14 protein-coding genes are annotated in these 18824 nt (G+C 68.1%); 2 read left to right on the forward strand and 12 right to left on the reverse strand.

Translation table 11 applies throughout. From position 1 onward, the window contains the following. Nucleotide 1 precedes the first annotated feature (1 nt). From AC2T4A_RS19620 to AC2T4A_RS19660, 9 genes are all read right to left on the reverse strand, one after another. Nucleotides 2-784, reverse strand: coding sequence for an endonuclease/exonuclease/phosphatase family protein (locus tag AC2T4A_RS19620; RefSeq protein WP_416751343.1), 783 nt, complete (start codon nt 782-784; stop codon nt 2-4). After that, complete coding sequence (locus AC2T4A_RS19625) at nt 781-1698, reverse strand: DUF72 domain-containing protein (protein ID WP_486741570.1); 918 nt, start codon at nt 1696-1698, stop codon at nt 781-783. The genes AC2T4A_RS19620 and AC2T4A_RS19625 overlap by 4 nt, the downstream gene beginning before the upstream one ends. Nucleotides 1699-1841: 143 nt before the next feature. Further along, nucleotides 1842-3971 (reverse strand): glycogen debranching protein GlgX, encoded by a 2130-nt coding sequence (gene glgX, locus AC2T4A_RS19630; RefSeq protein ID WP_486741571.1) that lies wholly within the window; start codon nt 3969-3971, stop codon nt 1842-1844. A 16-nt stretch (nt 3972-3987) separates the two neighbouring features. After that, nucleotides 3988-4461, reverse strand: coding sequence for a DUF2934 domain-containing protein (locus AC2T4A_RS19635; RefSeq protein WP_486741572.1), 474 nt, complete (start codon nt 4459-4461; stop codon nt 3988-3990). After that, on the reverse strand, nt 4458-7184 hold the full coding sequence (gene treY / locus AC2T4A_RS19640; RefSeq protein WP_486741573.1) for a malto-oligosyltrehalose synthase: 2727 nt from the start codon (nt 7182-7184) through the stop codon (nt 4458-4460). Before treY ends, AC2T4A_RS19635 begins: the two co-directional genes overlap by 4 nt. Further along, entirely contained in the window at nt 7177-9231 is a 2055-nt protein-coding gene (gene malQ / locus AC2T4A_RS19645) for a 4-alpha-glucanotransferase (protein ID WP_486741574.1), read from the reverse strand. The genes treY and malQ overlap by 8 nt, the downstream gene beginning before the upstream one ends. Next, on the reverse strand, nt 9231-10988 hold the full coding sequence (treZ, locus tag AC2T4A_RS19650; RefSeq protein ID WP_486741575.1) for a malto-oligosyltrehalose trehalohydrolase: 1758 nt from the start codon (nt 10986-10988) through the stop codon (nt 9231-9233). The genes malQ and treZ overlap by 1 nt, the downstream gene beginning before the upstream one ends. Beyond that, a complete protein-coding gene (glgA, locus tag AC2T4A_RS19655; RefSeq protein WP_486741576.1) occupies nt 10985-12514 on the reverse strand; it encodes a glycogen synthase GlgA in 1530 nt (509 codons plus the stop codon). Before glgA ends, treZ begins: the two co-directional genes overlap by 4 nt. 423 nt (nt 12515-12937) lie before the next feature. Continuing rightward, nucleotides 12938-13141 (reverse strand): DUF2934 domain-containing protein, encoded by a 204-nt coding sequence (locus AC2T4A_RS19660; RefSeq protein WP_486741577.1) that lies wholly within the window; start codon nt 13139-13141, stop codon nt 12938-12940. Nucleotides 13142-13228: 87 nt separating this feature from the next. On the opposite strand from AC2T4A_RS19660, the gene AC2T4A_RS19665 reads away from it, so the two are divergent. Both AC2T4A_RS19665 and AC2T4A_RS19670 read left to right on the forward strand, forming a co-directional pair. Then, the gene (locus AC2T4A_RS19665; protein ID WP_486741578.1) at nt 13229-14338 is read left to right on the forward strand and encodes a DUF3182 family protein; all 1110 of its coding nucleotides are present in this window, start codon (nt 13229-13231) and stop codon (nt 14336-14338) included. After that, entirely contained in the window at nt 14325-15110 is a 786-nt protein-coding gene (locus tag AC2T4A_RS19670; protein WP_416751323.1) for an alpha/beta hydrolase family protein, read from the forward strand. The genes AC2T4A_RS19665 and AC2T4A_RS19670 overlap by 14 nt, the downstream gene beginning before the upstream one ends. A 42-nt stretch (nt 15111-15152) precedes the next feature. Here AC2T4A_RS19670 and AC2T4A_RS19675 read toward each other — a convergent pair whose 3' ends face one another. From AC2T4A_RS19675 to AC2T4A_RS19685, 3 genes are read right to left on the reverse strand one after another with little or no spacing between them, the layout of a single operon-like run. Continuing rightward, nucleotides 15153-16184: a DUF2955 domain-containing protein gene (locus AC2T4A_RS19675; RefSeq protein ID WP_486741579.1), complete on the reverse strand. Its 1032-nt coding sequence runs from the start codon at nt 16182-16184 to the stop codon at nt 15153-15155. Beyond that, entirely contained in the window at nt 16174-17298 is a 1125-nt protein-coding gene (locus tag AC2T4A_RS19680) for an HlyD family secretion protein (protein WP_486741580.1), read from the reverse strand. Before AC2T4A_RS19680 ends, AC2T4A_RS19675 begins: the two co-directional genes overlap by 11 nt. Continuing rightward, on the reverse strand, nt 17295-18815 hold the full coding sequence (locus AC2T4A_RS19685) for an efflux transporter outer membrane subunit (RefSeq protein ID WP_486741581.1): 1521 nt from the start codon (nt 18813-18815) through the stop codon (nt 17295-17297). The genes AC2T4A_RS19680 and AC2T4A_RS19685 overlap by 4 nt, the downstream gene beginning before the upstream one ends. Nucleotides 18816-18824 lie beyond the last annotated feature (9 nt).

Below are 18824 nucleotides of genomic sequence, written 5' to 3' on the forward strand. Positions count from 1 at the left end.
TTCATAGCGAAACCTCGGCGAGCAGGGGTAAATGATCGGAGAGGTGCGGCCAGGGTTTGCGATTCAGCACTTCGCTCAGGGTGACCTTCAGGTGGCGCACGTAGATGCGGTCCAGTCGCAGCAGCGGCCAGCGCGCCGGGAAGCTGCGCGGCTCGCCGCCATTTTCCGGGAACGCCGGGCGCAGCCCGCAGCCCGCCAGTATTCCGCTGGCGCGGCAGCGCCAGTCATTGAAGTCGCCGGCGACCACCACCGGATCATTGGCCGGCAGCTCGCCGACCAACGCGCACAGCAGCTGGAGCTGTTTCTGCCGCTGCGATTCCTGCAGGCCCAGATGCACGCAGACTGCATGCAGCGCGCGTTCGCCGGGCAAGTCGATCTGCGCGTGGAGCAGGCCGCGCTCCTCGGTGCCGGCCACCGAGACGTCGTGGTTGTCCCAACTGCGGATCGGCAAGCGCGAAAGCAGGGCGTTACCGTGGTGGCCTTCGGGGTAGACGGCGTTGCGCCCGTAGGCGAAGGCCGGCCACATGCTGTCGGCGAGGAATTCGTAATGCGGCGTCGCTGGCCAATCGGAATGGCGTTCGGCGTGCAGCTGGTGTTCACCGTGGACTTCCTGGAGGAACACCAGGTCCGCCGAGGTCGCGCGCACGGCGTCGCGTAGCTCGTGGAGGATGAAACGCCGGTTGAAGGCATTGAAACCCTTGTGGGTGTTCACCGTGAGCACGCGCAAAAGGGTGCCGGCCTGCGCCTGGGCGATGCCCTGCGGGCCGGGTTCGGCCAGGCTCATGACCAGTCTCCCGCAGGTTCGTCGGGCTCCTGGCGATCTGCCAGTTTCATATCGAGCAGCGCCATGAGTTTGCTGGCGTCGTAGGGCGCGCGGACCTTCACGTCGTTATCGAAGTAGCAGAAGACGTCGCGGGAGCGGCGATCACCCCGGGTCGAAGCGTCGAACAGCTCTGCATCGACGGGTTGCAGTCCGCGCCGCCAGCGGTTTATCCGCTCTTTCCAGCGTTCGAGCGCGGGGGCGCCATAGCCGCTGGCGTAGAGTTCCTTGTCACCGTGCAGGCGCAGGTAGACGAAGTCCCTGGCGGTTAGGTCTTCGCCGTAGGGCCACTTGCGCGGCGCATCGGCGAAGACCAGCGCGACGCCATGGTGACGCAACTGCTGGGCGAATTCCGCGCAGGCGAAGCTTTCGTGGCGCACCTCCATGGCGTGGCGCAAGGGGCGTTTGCTCAGCGACCGGGGCCAGTGTTCCGGCCGGCGGGTGGCCGAGTCCTTTGCCAGCTTCAGCGCCGCTTCGGGAGTGCGGGGTAAAAGAGCGAGGAAGGCTTCGACGACGTCGACGTCGTACTTCAGGCTCGGTGGCAGTTGCCAGAGGAAGACGCCCAGCTTGGCGCCCAGTTCCAGCGGGCCGGAGGCAAAGAAGTTGGCGAGGCCCTCTTCGGCATCGCGCAGGCGCTTGATATGGGTGATGTAGCGCGGGCCCTTGACGCCGAAGACGAATCCTTCCGGGGTGTCCTGGGCCCACTGGCGGTAGCGCTCGGGCTTTTGCAGCGCATAGAACGAACCGTTGAGCTCGATGCTGTTGAACGCGCGGGAGGCATAGCGCAGTTCATCTTTCTGGCGCAGTCCTTCGGGGTAGAAGTCGCCGCGCCAGGGAACATAACGCCAGCCGGATATGCCGATGTGCAGGGCCTTCATGGGCTCAGCTCGCCGGCTTTCGGAGGCTGGGGCGGGTGTCGGCTGGGTTCATCGAGTTCTCCTTGTGGGATCGCTTTATCGCCAGTGCCTGAAGGTTCCGACCCGGCCGGGCCGAGGGGCGTTCAGAGGGATTGCCCGAGCGGTCAGTCCTCGCTGCGGCGCAGGGTGAAGAGGGCCAGCGAGCGTGCGCCGAGCGGGTAGGCGGCACCGAATTCCCAGTTGCGCTCGTGGTCCTGCGGCGGTTCGGCGGTGTCCAGCAGGAACTGCCAGTCGCGGCCCTGGGCTGTTTCCGGGAGGATGAAGTCGATCCCCTCGTGACCGGCGTTAACCAGCAGGAGCAGGGTGGCGTCGCCGCCGCTGCGACGGATGCCGGTGGGCTGGGCGCGGCCGTCCAGGAGCATGCCGAGGCTGCGGCGCAGCGGATCGTGCCAGTGTTCCTCGGTCATTTCCTCGCCGTCGCCCGCGAGCCAGGTGACGTCGCGCACACCCAGCTCCTCGTTGTACTCGCCGACCAGGAAGCGCCCGCGCCGCAGCATCGGGTACGCCTGGCGCAGGCGGATCAGGCGGCGGGTAAAGGCCAGCAGCTCGCGGCCCTCGTCGTCGAGGCTCCAGTCGACCCAGCCCAGTTCGTTGTCCTGGCAGTAGACGTTGTTGTTGCCCTGCTGGGTGCGGCTGAATTCGTCGCCGGCCACCAGCATCGGCGTGCCTTGGGAGAGCAGTAGCGTGGCCATCAGGTTGCGCATCTGCTGCAGGCGCAGGCGACGGATGTCCTGATCGTCGGTGGGGCCTTCGACGCCGTGGTTCCAGGAACGGTTGTCGTCGCTGCCGTCGCGGTTGTCCTCGCCGTTGGCCTGGTTGTGCTTGTGGTTGTAGGTGACCACGTCGCGCAGGGTAAAGCCGTCGTGGGCGGTGATGAAGTTCACCGAGGCGTAGGGGCGGCGGCCGCGCTGGTCGTAGAGGTCGCCCGAGGCGGTGAGGCGCCGCGCCAGGTCCGGCAACTGGCCTTCGTCGCCGCGCCAGAAACTGCGCACGGTGTCGCGGAAGCGGTCGTTCCACTCCACCCAGCCGGGCGGGAAGCCGCCCACCTGGTAGCCGCCGGGGCCGCAGTCCCAGGGTTCGGCGATGAGCTTGCGGTGGCTCAGCACTGGGTCCTGGCGGCAGGCGACGAGAAAACTGTGGCGCTCGTCGAAACCGTCGGCGTAGCGGCCGAGGATCGACGCCAGGTCGAAGCGGAAGCCGTCCACGCGCATTTCCGTGGCCCAGTAGCGCAGCGAGTCGGTGACCATCTGCAGCACGCAGGGATGGCTGAGGTCCAGTGTGTTGCCGGTGCCCGAGTCGTTGACGTAGTACCGGCGGTTGTCGGCCTGCAGGCGGTAGTAGGAGATGTTGTCGATGCCGCGCATGTACAGCGTCGGGCCGAGCTCGTTGCCCTCGGCGGTGTGGTTGTAGACCACGTCGAGGATCAGCTCGATGCCGGCCGCGTGCAGGTGCGCGACCATTTCCTTGAACTCGTTGATGTGGCCGCTGGCCAGGTAGCGGGCATGGGGCGCGAAGAACGCGATGCTGTTGTAGCCCCAGTAATTGCTCATGCCCTTTTCCAGCAGGTGCTTGTCGTCGAGGAAACCGTGCACCGGCAGTAGCTCCAGGCTGGTCACGCCCAACTGCCGCAAGTGCTGCAGCAGTTCGCTGTTCATCAGCCCGGCGCAGGTACCGCGCAGGCGCTCGGGCACATCCGGATGGCGCATGCTCAGGCCGCGCAGATGCGCTTCGTAGATGATGGTCTGGTCCCACGGCACTCGCACCGGCTGTTGTTCGCCCCAGGTGAAGGCAGGGTCGATGACCTTGCACTTGGGCACGTAGGCGGCGCTGTCGCGCTTATCGAAGCTCAGGTCCGCATCGGGCGAACCGATGGTGTAGCCGAACAACGATTCGGACCACTTCAGTTCACCCACCAGTTGCCGCGCGTACGGGTCGATCAGCAGTTTGTTGGGGTTGAAACGGTGGCCGGCATCCGGCTCGTAGGGACCGTAGACGCGGTAGCCATAGATTTGCCCCGGATGGGCGTCAGGCAGGTAACCGTGCCAGATCTCGTCGCTGTACTCCGGCAGCTCGATGCGCTCGATCTCACGCTTGCCCTGGGCGTCGAACAGGCACAGTTCGACCTTGGTGGCGTGGGCTGAAAAAAGTGCGAAGTTGACGCCCAGCCCGTCCCAGGTGGCGCCCAGGGGGAAGGGGCGCCCTTCGGTGACGCGGGAATGTGCTCCGTGGCTCATTTACCGGCTCCTGGGCTCAGATGGGCGGTTGTTTCCTGCTGCGCGGCTTGCTCGGCGAGGGCTCTTGCGGCGCGGCTTCGTCCGGCACCGCCTGCTCGGCGGCGCTGGGCTTGCTCTTGCGCTGCTTCGCGGTGGGCGTAACCGTTGGCGCGCTCCGGGTCGGCTTGGCCTTGGGCGGTGATTTGCGCTCGGCGGGGCTGGGCGTAGGGGCAACGGTTTCGCCTTCTTCCTGGGTCGGCACTTCCGGGGCGGCCTTGGGCAGACGCCCCTTGCGCCGGGGCAGCTCCTGCAACAGCGCAGGCTTTTCCGGCTCGCTGTTGCCGTCAAAGCGCGGCTGTACCGGTTGCTCCACGCCCCCCTGGTTGGCCGCTTCGGCTTCGGCGAGGCTGCGCGCCATGCGCCAATGGCGGTCGTGCTGGCCTTCCGGGCGTCCTTCGGACTCCCAGATCTGGTAGGCCAGTTCACGGACTCTTCGCTCGTTGACCTTCATCGTTCACCTCCGGACATGAGCAGGTTGACCGGGACCTCGCCGAGCAACTCGGCCAGGCGGGGTTCCCCGTTATGCGGTTCGACCGGGCCGGCCAGTCCGTTCCAGCGGATGGCAGCCAGGGACGAGGGCAGGTGCAATCGGGTGTCCGTCCAACATTCGGGCGGCACCCTGGGCAGCGGCGAATCGCCGAGAAGGCTGGCGGCGCAACGCGGCACCACCACCAGCAGGTGCTGGCCGGCATGGCTGCGGACGAAGGCGACGACCTGCGCTGCGTGTTCGCCACGTACTTCCAGCGCCAGGTAGTCGCCAGCGGAAAACAGCGCAGGCCAGCGTTTGCGCAGCCCGAGGGCTTGCGCCAGGAGGGCCTGTTTGATGTGACCGTTGCGCCAGTCACGCAGTAGCACCGGCCAGTCCGGCGGTGCATCCAGCGCGGCTTCGAGGGTCGCGAAGTCGGGGATGCGGCGGTTGTCCGGGTCTACCAGGCTGAAATCCCATGCCTCGCAGCCCTGGTAGAGGTCAGGAACGCCTGGCGCGGTGTTGCGCAGCGCGCACTGCGCCAGGCCGTTGAGCGCGCCAGCGGGCATCAGGCTCGCTGCCGCGTCGGCGATGGACTGGCGCAGGGGCGCGCCGACGTCTTCCAGCAGTAGGCCGGCGAGGAACCGGCCGCAGACCGCTTCATACGCCTCGTTGGGGGCGCTCCAGTCACTGTCCAGCTTGGCCTCGCGCAGCGCCTTGCGCTGCCATTGCTCGATGCGCTGGTGGTAGTCACGCAGCCCCTGCGCGTCGTCAGCGGTCAGCTCCAGCGGCCAGCTGCCGAGCAGGCACTGGTAGAGGATCAGCTCGTCGCCGCCGCTGGGCGCAGGGCCGCGCGCGATGTGCTGGCGCAGCGGCGCGGCAAGCTTCCACCAGCTCCAGACCTGTTCGGCGAACCAGGGCGCGCGCTCGCTGAGCACCGCCAGGCGCGCCCGGCAATCCTCGCCGCGCTTGTGGTCGTGGGTGGCGGTGGTGAGCATTGCCTGGGGGAAATCGCGCAGGCGCTGTACACACGCCTGGTGGAAGGCCTCCACATCGCCGCCGAGGGCTTGTGGATCGAAGCCGACGTCGTTGCGCCCGAGTGCCGCGGCCGAGCGATAGCAGGCGGTGTCCTCGAGGGACTTGGCGGCAATCGGCGGGGTGAGCTGCTGGAAGCGTTCCAGCGCCAGCCTGCGCAACTGGCGCATCGGGCCGGGCGGCTGGGTACGCAGCGCTTCGCCGCCGAGCATGCGGTCGAGCCAGCCGAGGGTGCGCTGGTCGCCAGGTTCCAGGTGCTGCCGGGCCTGTTCCAGAGCCTGGCTGAAGAAACGCTCATCCTGCTCGGAGCGCCCCAATGCGTCGGCATAGGTACGGTAGACCGGGAAGGCCGCGAGCAACTGGAACAGCGCGCGGCGGATCGAGCCCAGCGCAATGTCGCGGCTGGCCAGGGCGAAACGGGCAATGTGCCAGAGCTGCTGCGCCAGACTCTCGACATCGCCGGCGAACAGCGAAGCCAGCACGTGCTTGCGCGCCTGGCGGACTTCCTCGGCGAAACCGTCCGGCCGGACGCTGACTTCCAGCCACAGGTGGCGCAGCTCCGGCTCGCCGCGGGCGTCGTGCTGCAGCAAGGAAACCTGGTTCATGAAGTCGTAGCCGCTGGTGCCTTGCACTTTCCAGTCCGCCGGCAGCGCTTCGCCGGGGCCGAGGATTTTCTCCACGTACACCGGCGCGCCGCCGGTTGCGCGCCACAGGCGCCGGCAATAGCCGCGCGGGTCGGCGAGGCCGTCGACGTGATCGATGCGCAGGCCGTCGATCAGCCCTTCGTGCATCAGTTGCAGGAGGTAGGCATGGCTGGCTTCGAAGACATCAGGATGCTCCGCGCGCAGGCCGACCAGTTCGTTGATGTCGAAGAAGCGTCGCCAGTTGATGTCGTCCGCCGCCACCCGCCAGTTGGCCAGGCGGTAGTGCTGCTGCTCGATCAGCCGGTGCAGGCTGTGCCAGTCCTCGCGGTAGGAGGCGAGCAGGGTCGCGAGGCGGTAGCGGTCGGCAAGCGGTGCGGCGGCTTCCAGGCACAACGCGGGTGCCAGATGACGGCCCATCGGATGGTGATGCAATTCGACGAAGCGGGGCGCCAGGGCCAGCAGCTCGGGGCATTGGGTGTGGCAGAGGATCATCCCGTAGCTGGACGGGCAGACCGGGAAGCGCTGTTCGCCGTAGCGCAGCAGGAAGCGCGCGGTGCCTGCGTCGTAGTCCAGCTGGATGCGCCCGGAGGTCACTTCGTCGATGTAGTCCTCGCCCAGGCAGGGCAGCAGCACCTGCTGGTCCAGCAGCGGGTCATCGCTGTGCCAGCGGATATCGAAGAAGTGCGCGTAGGGGCTGTCCAGGCCCCATTCGAGCACGTCCTGCCACCAGGGGTTGGCGTCGCCGATACGCATGTGGTTGGCCACGGTATCGACGATCAGCCCCATGCCGTTCAGCCGCAGGCCTTCCACCAGCCGACGCAGCGCGGGTTCGCCGCCCAGCTCGTCGCTGATGCGAGTCGGGTCCACCGAGTCGTAGCCATGCATGGAGCCTGGCTGTGCGGCCAGCAAGGGCGAGGCGTAGAGGTGGCTGATGCCGAGGCGGGCAAAGTAGTCCAGCCAGGGCAGCGCGTCGGCCAGCGTGAACCCGCGGTGGAACTGCAGGCGCAGAGTGGCGCGGATATCAGCCATGCTCCTGCCCTCCGTCGCGGGGGTTGCCGCGCGCGCGGTGCAGGCGTTCAAGGCGGGAGCGCACCTGCGGGTCGTCGAGCATCTCGCCGGCATTGCGTTCGAAGCGTCGGCGCCAGTTCGGGTGGGCGTCGCCGGGCCCCGGCAGGTTCGGTTGTTCGATGCAGGCGAGGGCGTCTTCCAGCGGCAACAGCACCAGCGGAGCCGGAGTGGCACCGAGGAATTCTATGGCGCCGTCGAGCACCGGCTCGAGCTGGATGCCATGCTCGCCCAACGCGCGCCGCAGGGCGAAGCTCTCGTGCTGGCGGGTATTGCGCTCCTCGGCGGCGGCCTCGCGGGTGCGCTGGCCGAGCTGCTGGCGCCAGTCGATGTCGCGACCTTTCTGCCAGCCCTCCAGGGTCGGCAGGTCGTGGGTGGTACTGGTGGCCAGGGCGCCATCGGGCCAGTGCGCCGGCGCGACGAAGTGGCCATGCTGCTGCTCGAACAGCAGCACGCGCATGCCGAGGATGCCGTGCTCGGCCAGTGCCTCGCGCAGCCCTGGCGGCACGGTGCCCAGGTCCTCGCCGATGATCACCGCCTTCGCGCGTTCGGCCTCCAGGCAGATCAGCCGCAGCAGGTCCTTGAAGGGGTAGTCCAGGTAGGCGCCATTCTGCGGCTCGGCGCCCTCGGGGATCACCCAGAGCCGGCGCAGACCGAGGATGTGGTCGATGCGCAGGCCGCCGACATAGCGCAGGTTGGCCCGCAGCATCTCGATGAAGGCGCGGAACCCGTTGCGCCGCAGGCCGTCCGGGGAGAAGGCGCAGATGCCCCAGTTCTGCCCCGTGCGGTTGAGGATGTCCGGCGGGCAGCCGACGCTGACGCCGCTGAGCAGCTCGTCCTGGCGCATCCAGGCCTGGCTGCCGGAGGGTTCGGCGCCCACCGCGAGGTCGGCGATCAGGCCGATGCCCATGCCGGCGGCTCTGGCTTCGCGCTGCACCTGCTGCAGACCACGGGCGACCAGCCATTGGCCGAACGCCTGCTGGCTGATTGCCGGCTCTTCGTCGACCATGAAGTGGCCCAGCTCGGTGCTGCCGGCGTTGCGATACGTCTCGGGCCAGAAGCGCCAGTCCAGGCCATCGCCGGCTTCGGCGCGGCGCAACTGCAGGACCTGGAAGCAGCAATGTTCCAGCAGCTCGGCGCCGCCGAGGTGGCGGAAGGCGAGGAAGTCATCGTGCAGCGTGCCGTCCGACTGCTGGAACTGCTCGTAAAGCTGTGCCAGCAAGCGATCGCGCAGGCGCGCAACGCCCAGCCAGTCGATCAGCGGCAGTGCCGCCAGGCGCGCCAGTTCGGCCTCCAGCCCGGCGGCGGAGAGGGCCTGGTGCACCGTTTCCTCGCCCAGCACCAGGTCGGGGGCGGCGTAGAGTTCGTTGAACAGCAGGCGGCTGGAGGGCGAGTAGGGGCTATAGATGTCCCGCGAGGCGGGGAACATGGCGTGCACCGGGCTGATGGCGATGGCGTCTGCGCCCTGTGCGGCTGCCGCGCGCACCAGCTCGGCGAGGGCGCTGATGTCGCCGGCGCCGCCGTCTTGGTCACGGCGCAGAGAATATAACTGCGCGGCGAGACCCCAGACGCGCTGGCGACCGCCGCAATACTGGGCCACCGACGGGCAGCGCGGCGGTGCCACGGCGAGGATGATCTCCCGCTCGCCCAGGTGGAGTGGGTAATAACCGCTCTGCTCGATGGCGGGAATCTGCCCGTGTTCGTCGACATGGCCCTCGCTGTGGCCGCTGTCGTCCTCATTGAACAGTTTGTAGCGGGTGCCCGGAGGAACCGGCACGGCAACCGGCTGGCCAAGGTCGGCGGTGATCAGCGGCGGCAGCTCGGCCTGGCGGCGCTCCAGCGCCTCCAGGCTCCGGCGGATCTGCTCGGGGCTCTGCGCCGGGAAACCCAGGGCCTCCAGCACATTGCGCTGCACCTCGGCGGTCAGCCGCTGGGGGCGGTTGTCGGCGTCCATCCAGTCGATGGCCAGGCCCGCTTCGCTGGCCAGGCGTTCCAGTTGCGCGTCGCTCATCAGGCAGTCTCCAGGCTGGCTACCAGCGCGGCGGCGCCCAGCCAGCCATGGCGGTAATGGGCCACGCCCTGGCCGCAGCAGAACAGCACCTGGGCGCCTTCTCCCGGCGGTTCGACGCCGATGTCGTCGGTGCCAAGGTTGAGGTCCAGGCGCCACAGGCTGCCGTCGGCCAGCCGCCATTTCGCACTCAGGGCACGTTCGCCCAACGGTTGTGCAGCCAGCGCGCGGCTGCCGGGCAGGTGCGGCGTCAGCCAGCGCTGGCGCACCTGCAGCAGCTCGCGGTAATGCGCGCGCCAGGCGTCATCGCCTCGCTCGGGGTGCGGACGGGAGGCCACGAAGGTCTGGTAGTCGTTGGGATCGGGAATCCAGGCGGCAGCGCCCGGCGACGAGAACCGGCGGAAGCGCCGGAATTCCTCGCGCCGGCCGTCGGTGACGGCCCGCGCCAGTTCGCCCTGGTAGTCGGTGAAGAACAGGAAGGGTTGCTGCTCGCCCCATTCCTCACCCATGAACAGCATCGGCACCATCGGGCTGAGCAGCACCAGCGCGCTGGCAGCGCGCAGTCGGTCAGTATGGGCGAGGGTGGTGAGTCGCTCACCCAGGGCGCGGTTACCCACCTGGTCGTGGTTCTGCAGGAAGGCCACGAAAGCCTGCGGGGGCAGTTCAGCGCTGGGCTCGCCACGGGCGATGCCGCGATAGTCCGTCTCGCCCTGGAAGGCGAAACCTTCGCTCAGGCAACGGCACAGCTGCTCGATGGGTTTGTGCGAGTAATCGACGTAGTACGCCTCGTCCTCACCGGTGAGCAGCACGTGCAGGCAGTGGTGGAGATCGTCGTTCCACTGGGCATCGAAGCCGAGCGGACTCTGCAGGAGGCTGGCCTGGTTGTTCTCGTTCTCCAGGATCAGGTGCAGCTCGCGGCCTTCGGCGGCCTGGCGGACGCGCTCGGCCAGCTCGCGGAGAAAGTCGTTGTCGGCGATGGCATGCACCGCGTCGATGCGCAGGCCGTCCACGCGGTATTCGCGCACCCACATCTGTGCGTTGCCGATGAAGAACTCGCGTACGGCCGGGTGGCGGAAGTCGATGGCCGGGCCCCAGGGCGTCTGCTGGTCGGCGCGGAAAAATGCGCTGGCGTAGCGTCCGAGGTAATTGCCCTGCGGGCCGAAGTGGTTGTAGACCACGTCAATGATCACCATCAGGCCGAGGCCGTGGGCGCTGTCGATCAACCGCCGTAGGGTGTCCGGGTCGCCATAGGCACAGGAGGGCGCATAGGGCAGCACGCCGTCGTAGCCCCAGTTGCGCCGGCCGGGGAAGGCATTGAGCGGCATCAGTTCGATGGCGGTGACGCCCAGCGCCGCCAACTCCTCCAGCCGCCCCTGCAGCGCCGAGAAGCCGTCGCAGAGTCCGACGTGCAGCTCATAGATCACCGCTTCATGCCAGGGGCGGCCTCGCCAGTTCGGGTGCAACCAGCGATAGGCGCTGGGGTCGGTCACGCGGCTTTCGCCTTCGACGCCGCCGGCCTGGTCCCGCGAGGCCGGGTCCGCCACCAGCAGTTCGTGGTCGATGCGGTAGCGGTAGGTCTGCCCGACGATGGCCGGAATCTCTGCGCTGAACCAGCCGTCAGCGGCCCTGGCCAGGTCATGCCGTCCGCCGCCCCCGAGTTCAAGCTCCACGCGCTGTGCATCCGGTGCCCACAGCGAGAACCTGACCCTGCCGTCCGGCAGGACCCACGCGCCATGCTGCAGACCGGTCGGCAGCGTCATCGCATGGCCTGCGCGGGCACCCGTTGCAGCAGGCGCTGGTAGAGGGCGGTGTAGGGGCGCACGGCGTCTTCCCAGGGCAAGGGCGACTCCATGGCCTTGCAGCGCATGGCGTTGAGCAGCTCCGGGTAGCGGTAGATGTTCAGCGCGCGGCGCACGGCGTCGAAGTAGCTGGCCGGGGTCGCATCGCGGAACAGCAGCCCGGTGACGCCATCGATGATGGTGTCGGCCAGCCCGCCGGTGTGCCTGGCGATTGGCAGTGAGCCGAAGCGCTGGGCGTACATCTGGCTGAGGCCGCAGGGTTCATAGCGCGAGGGCATCAGCAGGAAGTCACTGCCGGCGTAGATGCGGCGGGCGGTGGTCTCGTCGAAGCCGACGTGCACGCCGACCCGGCCCGGATAGCGCTCGGCCAGTTCGCGCATGGCCTGCTCCAGTTCCGGCTCGCCGCAGCCGATGGATACCAGGCGGCCACCGGCAGCTACCATCTCGTCGGCGATCGCCAGGGTCAGGTCGATGCCTTTCTGCTGTACCAGGCGCGAGACCACCGCAAACAGCGGGCCGCGCCCCGGCAGCAGGCCGAACTGCTTTTCAATGTACTCGGCGTTGCGGCGCTTGCCGGCCAGACGCGTGGCATCGAAGCCTTCGATCAGGTGCGGGTCGGTCAGCGGGTCCCAGCCGGCGTCGATGCCATGGGTGATGCCGCTGAGCTGGCCACGGTCGCGGCGCTGGGAGAGCACGCCGTGCATGCCGCAGCCCAGTTCCACGGCGGTGACCTCGCGGGCGTAGGTTTCGCTCACCGTGGTGATGTGGCTGGCATGGCTGATGCCGGCCTTGAGGAAGGACAGCTTGCCGTAGAACTCCATGCTGTCTGGCAGGCCGGCGGCATCCGGCAGGCCCAGTTCGGCGCAGCAACTCAGCGGGCAGGAACCCTGGTAGCCGAGGTTGTGGATGGTCAGCACGCTGGGGGTGATCTGCCCGCGCCAGGCCATGTAGGCCGGTGCCAGCGCAGTGGGCCAGTCGTTGACGTGCAGCAGGTCCGGGCGCCATGCCAGCGCGCTCATGCCGGCGGCGATATCGGCGGCTGCCAGGCTCAGGCGCGCGAAGCGGATGTGGTTGTCGGCCCACTCGTGGCCGTTCTGGTCGACATAGGGCGTACCTGGACGGTCGTAGAGCTCCGGGCAGATCACCGCGTAGACCACCAGCCCGTCGGCCAGCTTCAGCTCACCGATGTCGCAGGCCGGCAGTGCGGCCAGGCCCGGCAGGCGGCCAACCACCTTGCAGGCCACTGCGCCCTTGAGCACTTGCGGATAGCCGGGAAGCAGCACGCGGATATCGTGATCGGCAAGCAGCGCGCGGGGCAGGGCGGCGGAGACGTCGCCCAGACCGCCTGCCTTGACGAAGTCGCTGAACTCCGAAGTGGCGAAGAGGATTCGTTTGGGTCGCTGGGGCGGCGCGCCATCGGTCGAGGAAATCGGGGTGAGATTGACTGGGGCTTCTTCCAGGCGCACATCGGCCAGCTGGTTGCGCATCGTTGACTCCTCGCTTTGTCAGGGGCTGGCATCTCCTGCCAGGCCGTGGATGTCTCCGTGGTGTTCGTCCTGTCCTCCGGGGGACTGGGTCCGGCCGAACGAAGTTTCGACTTTCCGCCAGGGCGATTGCTGTGGGCGCCGCAGCATTTGCCCACCCCTGGCCTTGCGACACGCATACCTGCGGCATGGCAGGCTCCCCCGGGTGGTGCGGAGGGCAGCGCTGTCGAATGTCATTCAGGCAGGGGGCGAAGGCGCGACCGAGAAACTCTGCGGTCGACACCCATAGCTCCAAGCAGGGTCCGTACCAGTCTCTGGTGTGGTCGCAACTGCTTGATCGAGAAGGAAATGCGCGCAGGCGTGTGGCGATGTGCAACCAGCAGAATGCACGATGACCCGCCCCGCCGGTTGCAATTCGCCTTGTCGCTACGCTTTGCGGCGGGGAGTATGTTTGCCCTTGTAATCCACCTCCTGGGCGCGCTCGACCGGCAGCGGCTGATCGAGGCTCTCCTCGGCCATCTGCCAGTGGCGGGCGGCCTGGCCGCTCGGCTTGCCTTCGGCCTCCCACAGGTCATGGGCCTTCTGGCGAATCTGCGCTTCGCGATCCTGTTCTCTGCGGTCGTGGCTCATGCGGATCTCCGACTGTTCGTCATCTGTGTAGAACCGATGACTGCCCAGCCAGTCAGGTGTTCATACAGCCTGACCGAGGGATGCTCCATGAACGATGCCGACCGTCCACGCCTGGTCGTGGCCTGCTCCCTGGACCCGCACGCCACTTCCGCTGACCGCCGCACCCACGAGGCGCTGGCTGCCTGGCTGGCGCAGATCCAGGGGCTGGACTTCCGCCCCGAGCCGCCTTCGCACCGCCAGCCCGGCCAGCAGTTCTACTGGGTGCCGGACGCCACCGTGGTTGGCCCCGAGCAGGCCGCCGAGTTCGGCATCCACGGCCCGATGGACCTGTTCGGCGGGTACGTGGAGCGCGCCTACCAGGCCGGCAAGGCCATCGTCCACCCATTGATAGAGCGCCCGACCCTGACCCCGCGTGGCTGGAACGACGCCTTTGCCTCCAGGGTGAAGCCGCTGGTGCTCGACGGTCACAGCGTGTTCTGCCACAACGACGCCGTGCGCTGCGCCAGCGCGCGGCTGCAGCGTGGCCCGCAGCGCCTGAAACCGGCGGCGAGCCGGGGCGGGCAGGGCCAGCGGGTTGTGTCCGATACCGATCAACTGGCCGAGGCGCTGGCCTGCTACGAGGAGGGCGATTACCACGAGGGGCTGGTGATCGAGGACGACCTCGACGAGCCGCAGACTCACAGCGTCGGCCAGGTGATGATCAATGGTGTGATGCTGAGCTACCACGGCATCCAGCAGCACAATCGCAACCCGCGCGGTGAGCTGGTCTACGGTGGGAGCGACCTGCTGGTGGTGCGTGGCGATTTCGGCTGCCTGCTGGCGCTGGACCTGATGGATTCGGTGAAGCTGGCGATCCAGCAGGCGGTGCAATTCGACCATGCTGTCCACCAGCAACTGCCGGCGTTCTTCGCCTCCCGGCGCAACTACGACGTCGCCCAGGGCGTGGACGCCCGCGGGCAGCGGTGCTCCGGCGTGCTGGAGCAGTCCTGGCGCATCGGCGGCGCCAGTGGCGCGGAGCTGGCGGCGCTGGAGGCCTTCGTCGGCGACCCGGCACTGTGTGTGGTGCGCGCCTCGACCTTCGAAATCTTCGAGGACAAGCCGTTACCGGACAACACCCACGTCCTCTATCGCGGCCCGGACGAGCACGGCGATTTCCTGATGAAGTACGCAATGGTGGAGCCTTATGTCTTCCAGTGACGAACGCTTTCCCAATGATTTTTCCAGTGACGAACGCATCGACATCGATGTCGGCAGCCTGCGCCTGCAGGGTAACTTCCTCAGCCCGCGCACCCACGTGCCCGGCGTGCTTTTCGTGCATGGCTGGGGCGGCAGCCAGGGGCGTGACCTGCGGCGTGCCCGTGGCATCGCCGGGCTGGGTTGCGTATGCCTGACTTTCGACCTGGCCGGACACGGCGCAGGCGAGGCGCTGCAGGGCTCGATCACCCGTGAGGACAACCTGCGCGACCTGCTCGCCGCCTATGACCGGCTGGTGGCGCACCCGCGTATCGACCCGAACGCGGTAGCGGTGGTGGGTACCAGCTACGGCGGCTACCTCGCCGCCATACTCACCGAACTGCGCGCCGTGCGCTGGCTGGCGCTGCGCGTGCCGGCGATGTACCGCGACGAGGACTGGGACGTACCCAAGCGCGATCTGCCCCGCGACGACCTGATGCAGTACCGCGCCAGCCATATCCCGGCGGCCAGCAACCGTGCGCTGAAGGCCTGCTCCGGCTTCCACGGCGACGTGCTGCTGGTGGAGTCCGAGCACGACGACTACATCCCCCACGCGACGATCATGAGCTACCGGGCGGCCTTCCAGCACACCCACTCGCTGACCCATCGGATCATCGACCAGGCCGACCACGCGCTCTCCAGCGAACAATCCCAAGAGGCCTATACCGACATTCTGGTGCGCTGGATCACCGAGATGGTCGTGGGCGAGCGTTCCACCCGGCTGGTGGTGGGCTGAGCTGAATGCCTGCCAGGTCGATTCGGGCGTGAACCGGCCGTCCTAGGCGGCGCTGGCCTTTGCGCGGCGGCTGTCGATCCAGATGAGCATGCCGCTGGCATACAGCGATACCGCGAGGAACAGCGTCATGCGCACGGCGAAGGCGCGGTAGACGTCCTGGCCGCCGGCGCTGTCCTGTACGGACTGGCCAAGCAGGATCAGCATGGTGGTCAGGCAGCTGACCCAGTAGGCAGGACTCTTGCAGGTAGCCACCGCTGCATACAGGCGGCGCCCCTGCCAGAGGGTGAACAGCAGTACCCAGAGAAAGAACATCCACAGGTGCACGAACAGGCTCAGGGCGCTCCACACCAGTATCGCCAGCAGCCCCGCCAACAGGGTGGAGCCGATCAGCTCGCGGCTGGCATGGCGCGCGCGGGTTTCCCCGGCCTGTTGGCCGAGGCTCACCGATTTCATGATCAGCGGCATGAAACGGTCCGGCGCGATGATCGCCAGGAGGAAAGCTGGCATCACGATCAGCGTGGCGCGCAGGGCGACCCACGCGGCATCTTCCGCGCCCGGTAACGGCGGGGCAGAGGGCGAGGGCACATCGGCCGGTTCGGGGAACAGGGCATGGGCCACCGCGCTGCTGAGCACGGCCAGCAGCATGCCCTTGGCCAGCGCCTCGACCACCGACAATGCCAGGGTGAAGTCGCTGGTGCCGGCAGCGGCGATCATGGTCAGGCCGATCACCAGCAGGTTCGCCAGCAGGCCATTGCCGCCGCGTAGCGCATAGCGGAACACGCAGTACAAGCCAACCCCCACCAGCAGCACGCCGCTCAGTGGCGCGTGGCGCAGCAGCGGAATCAGCAGCAAGCCGATGCCACAGCTCAGCAGTACCAGCACTGACAACGCGGGGGCCGCGCGCAGTGGCAGGGCGCGGGCGCGCATCGCCAGCAGAAGCACGGCGAGTACTGGTGCAAGGAAAGGGATCGGCATGCCAATGCCGTAGCTGGCGGCCAGACACAGTGCCGTGCCCCAGGCGAGGCGCAGGGCCCGCCGGCGCGCCAATGCCAGACGCGGCGGATCAATAGGCATAGGACAGCCAGCTCATCAGCCACATGAATACCCGGCCGAGGAGGTTGAGCGGGTTGCCTTCGCTGGGTAGCGCCATGACTTCCGCCTGGCCGCCCACGCGCAGGCCGGCGGGGTTTTCCAGCTGATCGCGGTCCAGTTCGACGATCACCGGGAAGCGTTGCGCCGAGCGCAGCCATTCGCGGCTGTTCTGCACCGTTGGCAGTGTGCCCGGCGGCGTACCCTGGCCGACACTGACGCCATAGCCGATGCTGCGGATGCGCCCGTGCAGCAACTCACCGGGCAGCGCGTCGAGCACCACCAGCACCGGTGTGCCGTTGCGCAGGTGGCCGAGGTTGTTCTCGGTCATGTCGGCGCTGATCCACAGGTCATGGATGGCGATCAGCGTCATCACCGGGCTGCCAGGGCTGACGTAGTGGCCGACGTCGGTGCGCAGGTCGGTGATCAGACCGTTGGAATCGGCGCGCACCGTGGTGCGGGCGAGGTCAAGGCGAGCCTTGGCGACGTTGGCTGTGGCGCTGCGCAATTGGGCGTTGTCCTCGTCGTGGCCGCCTTGCTGTTCCCGGGCCCGCTCGACCTCGGCGCGGGCCGCCGCTACTTGGCTGGCCGCCTGTTCGCGAGTGGCCTGGGCGGCTTCCAGGCGGCGCACGGACACGGTGCCGGGGTCTTCCTGGTATAGCCGCTGCAGGCGTTCGGCATCCTGCCGCGCCTTGCGCTCATTGGCCTGGGCAGCGGCCAGCGAGGCCTGGGCCGAGTCGATACCGGCGGTGCTGGCGCCGATCTGCCGCCGCACGGTATCCAGGTCCGCTTCGGCGCGCTGCAGAGCGATGCGGTACTGTTCCTGGTCCAGCTCGAAGAGCACGTCGCCCTTGCGCACTTCCTGGTTGTTGCCCACTGCCACGCGCTTCACCTGGCCGGCCACTTCGGCGCTTACCGGCACCACGTAGGCCTGCAGGCGTGCCTGCTGGGTGTAGGGCGTAAAGCGGTCGGCGAGCAGGTACCAGACCAGGCTGACGACGATCAGCAGCAACACCAGGCGCATGCCCCGGTCCGGTGCGGACCTGGCGGGAGCGGGGGGCGAGGGTGGTGCCGGCGTCGTAGCAGGGGCGTCGCTCATTTCTGCTGTCCTTCATGCTGAGCTGGTGGGGCGGGCTCGTCGAGCAGGTCGCCCCAGTCGGTGCGTTGTTGCATCTGCTGGCGGGTGGCGGCATCGATAGGTGTGTGCTGGCTGTCCCAGCCGCCACCGAGGGCCTTGTACAGGGCCACCAGGCTACTGACTGCATTGCCGCGGCTGACCAGGTAACCGTCCTGCTGTTGCAGCAGCAGTTGCTGGGCGTCGAGCACGCGCTGGAAGTCGGCGAAACCTTCGCGGTACTGGGAGCTCGCCAGGCTCAACGAACGCTGCGCAGCCTGCGAGGCCTGCTCGCGGATGCCAGCGCTCTGCAGCGAGCGCACCAGCCCGCTGGCAGCGTCGTCCGCTTCACGGGCGGCGTTGCGCACGTCCTGCTGGTAGAGCTCGATCAACTGCTGCAGGCGGGCGTCTTCCACCCGCACGGCGTTCTTGCGTCGACCGTAGTCGAAGGGGTTCCAGACCAGGCTCGGGCCGGCGGCGAGGTTGAAGCCATCGGGCAGGTTGCTGGCCGAGACGAAGCTCCAGCCGATGCTGCCGATCAGGCTCAGGGACGGATACAGGTCGGCTTCGGCGACGCCCACCAACGCCGATTGCGCGGCCACCGCCTGTTCGGCCGCACGGATGTCCGGGCGGCGTTGCAACAGGCTGGCCGGCACGTCCTGGAGGATCGCGCCGTCGGGCAACGGCAATTGCCCATGTCGCGCAAGCAGCTCCGGGATCTCCCCCGGCGGGCGGCCGAGGAGGGCGCAGAGGATGTTACGCAGGGCGTTCACCTGGTTCTCGAACTCGGGAATGGTTGCCTGGGTCGCCAGGTACTGGGTGCGCGCCTGCTGCCAGTCCAGTTCGTCGTTCTCGCCGTGGCGGAACAGCCGCTCGGTGATCTGCAGGCTGCGCTCCTGGCGCTTGGCGTTCTCGCGGGCGATGTCCAGGCGCGCTTCGGCGGTACGCAGGCCGAAGTAGGTGTCGGCGACCTGCGCGCGCAGCAGCACCATGGCGTCGGCGTAATTGGCCTGGGAGGCGAAATACACCGCGTCGGCCGACTCGATGGCGCGGCTGAAGCGGCCCCAGAAGTCGATCTCCCAACCGATATCGAAGCCGGCGCTGGATTGCCAGAACACCGAGTCCCGCGCGCTGGGGGCGCCGTGCTGGTTCTGCTTGAGGTAGAGGCTGTCCGCGCTGATCTGCTGTAGCTGTGGGTAGCGGCCGGTCTCGGCGATGGCCAGTTGCGCGCGCGCCTCGGCAATGCGCAGGCCGGCCACGCGCAGGCTGGTGTTGTGCGCGTCGGCCTCGGCGATCAAGGCGTCGAGGCTCGGGTCGGCGAATACCGTCCACCAGCGGCTGAAATCCGGGGCGCTCGCCCGGTGCCCGGCCTGGTCCAGCAAGGGTGTGCTCCAGCCATCCAGCCACGGGCTCTCGGGCTTCTGGTAATCCGGGCCGACCTGGGTGCAGCCGCCCAGCAGGGCGGCGAGAATCAGGCTGCAGCGTCTGGCGCGCTCTGGCATGGCGATCCC

This window comes from Pseudomonas sp. PVC-3-1, from assembly GCF_057444315.1.

What these genes read in the sequence shown, in the direction of transcription:
- AC2T4A_RS19660 (WP_486741577.1), bottom strand. Translation starts at nt 13,141, where the DNA reads ATGAGCCACGACCGCAGAGAACAGGATCGCGAAGCGCAGATTCGCCAG.
- treY (WP_486741573.1), bottom strand. Translation starts at nt 7,184, where the DNA reads ATGGCTGATATCCGCGCCACTCTGCGCCTGCAGTTCCACCGCGGGTTC.
- AC2T4A_RS19680 (WP_486741580.1), bottom strand. Translation starts at nt 17,298, where the DNA reads ATGAGCGACGCCCCTGCTACGACGCCGGCACCACCCTCGCCCCCCGCT.
- AC2T4A_RS19635 (WP_486741572.1), bottom strand. Translation starts at nt 4,461, where the DNA reads ATGAAGGTCAACGAGCGAAGAGTCCGTGAACTGGCCTACCAGATCTGG.
- AC2T4A_RS19685 (WP_486741581.1), bottom strand. Translation starts at nt 18,815, where the DNA reads ATGCCAGAGCGCGCCAGACGCTGCAGCCTGATTCTCGCCGCCCTGCTG.
- AC2T4A_RS19625 (WP_486741570.1), bottom strand. Translation starts at nt 1,698, where the DNA reads ATGAAGGCCCTGCACATCGGCATATCCGGCTGGCGTTATGTTCCCTGG.
- AC2T4A_RS19675 (WP_486741579.1), bottom strand. Translation starts at nt 16,184, where the DNA reads ATGCCTATTGATCCGCCGCGTCTGGCATTGGCGCGCCGGCGGGCCCTG.
- AC2T4A_RS19620 (WP_416751343.1), bottom strand. Translation starts at nt 784, where the DNA reads ATGAGCCTGGCCGAACCCGGCCCGCAGGGCATCGCCCAGGCGCAGGCC.
- glgX (WP_486741571.1), bottom strand. Translation starts at nt 3,971, where the DNA reads ATGAGCCACGGAGCACATTCCCGCGTCACCGAAGGGCGCCCCTTCCCC.
- AC2T4A_RS19665 (WP_486741578.1), top strand. Translation starts at nt 13,229, where the DNA reads ATGAACGATGCCGACCGTCCACGCCTGGTCGTGGCCTGCTCCCTGGAC.
- malQ (WP_486741574.1), bottom strand. Translation starts at nt 9,231, where the DNA reads ATGAGCGACGCGCAACTGGAACGCCTGGCCAGCGAAGCGGGCCTGGCC.
- treZ (WP_486741575.1), bottom strand. Translation starts at nt 10,988, where the DNA reads ATGACGCTGCCGACCGGTCTGCAGCATGGCGCGTGGGTCCTGCCGGAC.
- AC2T4A_RS19670 (WP_416751323.1), top strand. Translation starts at nt 14,325, where the DNA reads ATGTCTTCCAGTGACGAACGCTTTCCCAATGATTTTTCCAGTGACGAA.
- glgA (WP_486741576.1), bottom strand. Translation starts at nt 12,514, where the DNA reads ATGCGCAACCAGCTGGCCGATGTGCGCCTGGAAGAAGCCCCAGTCAAT.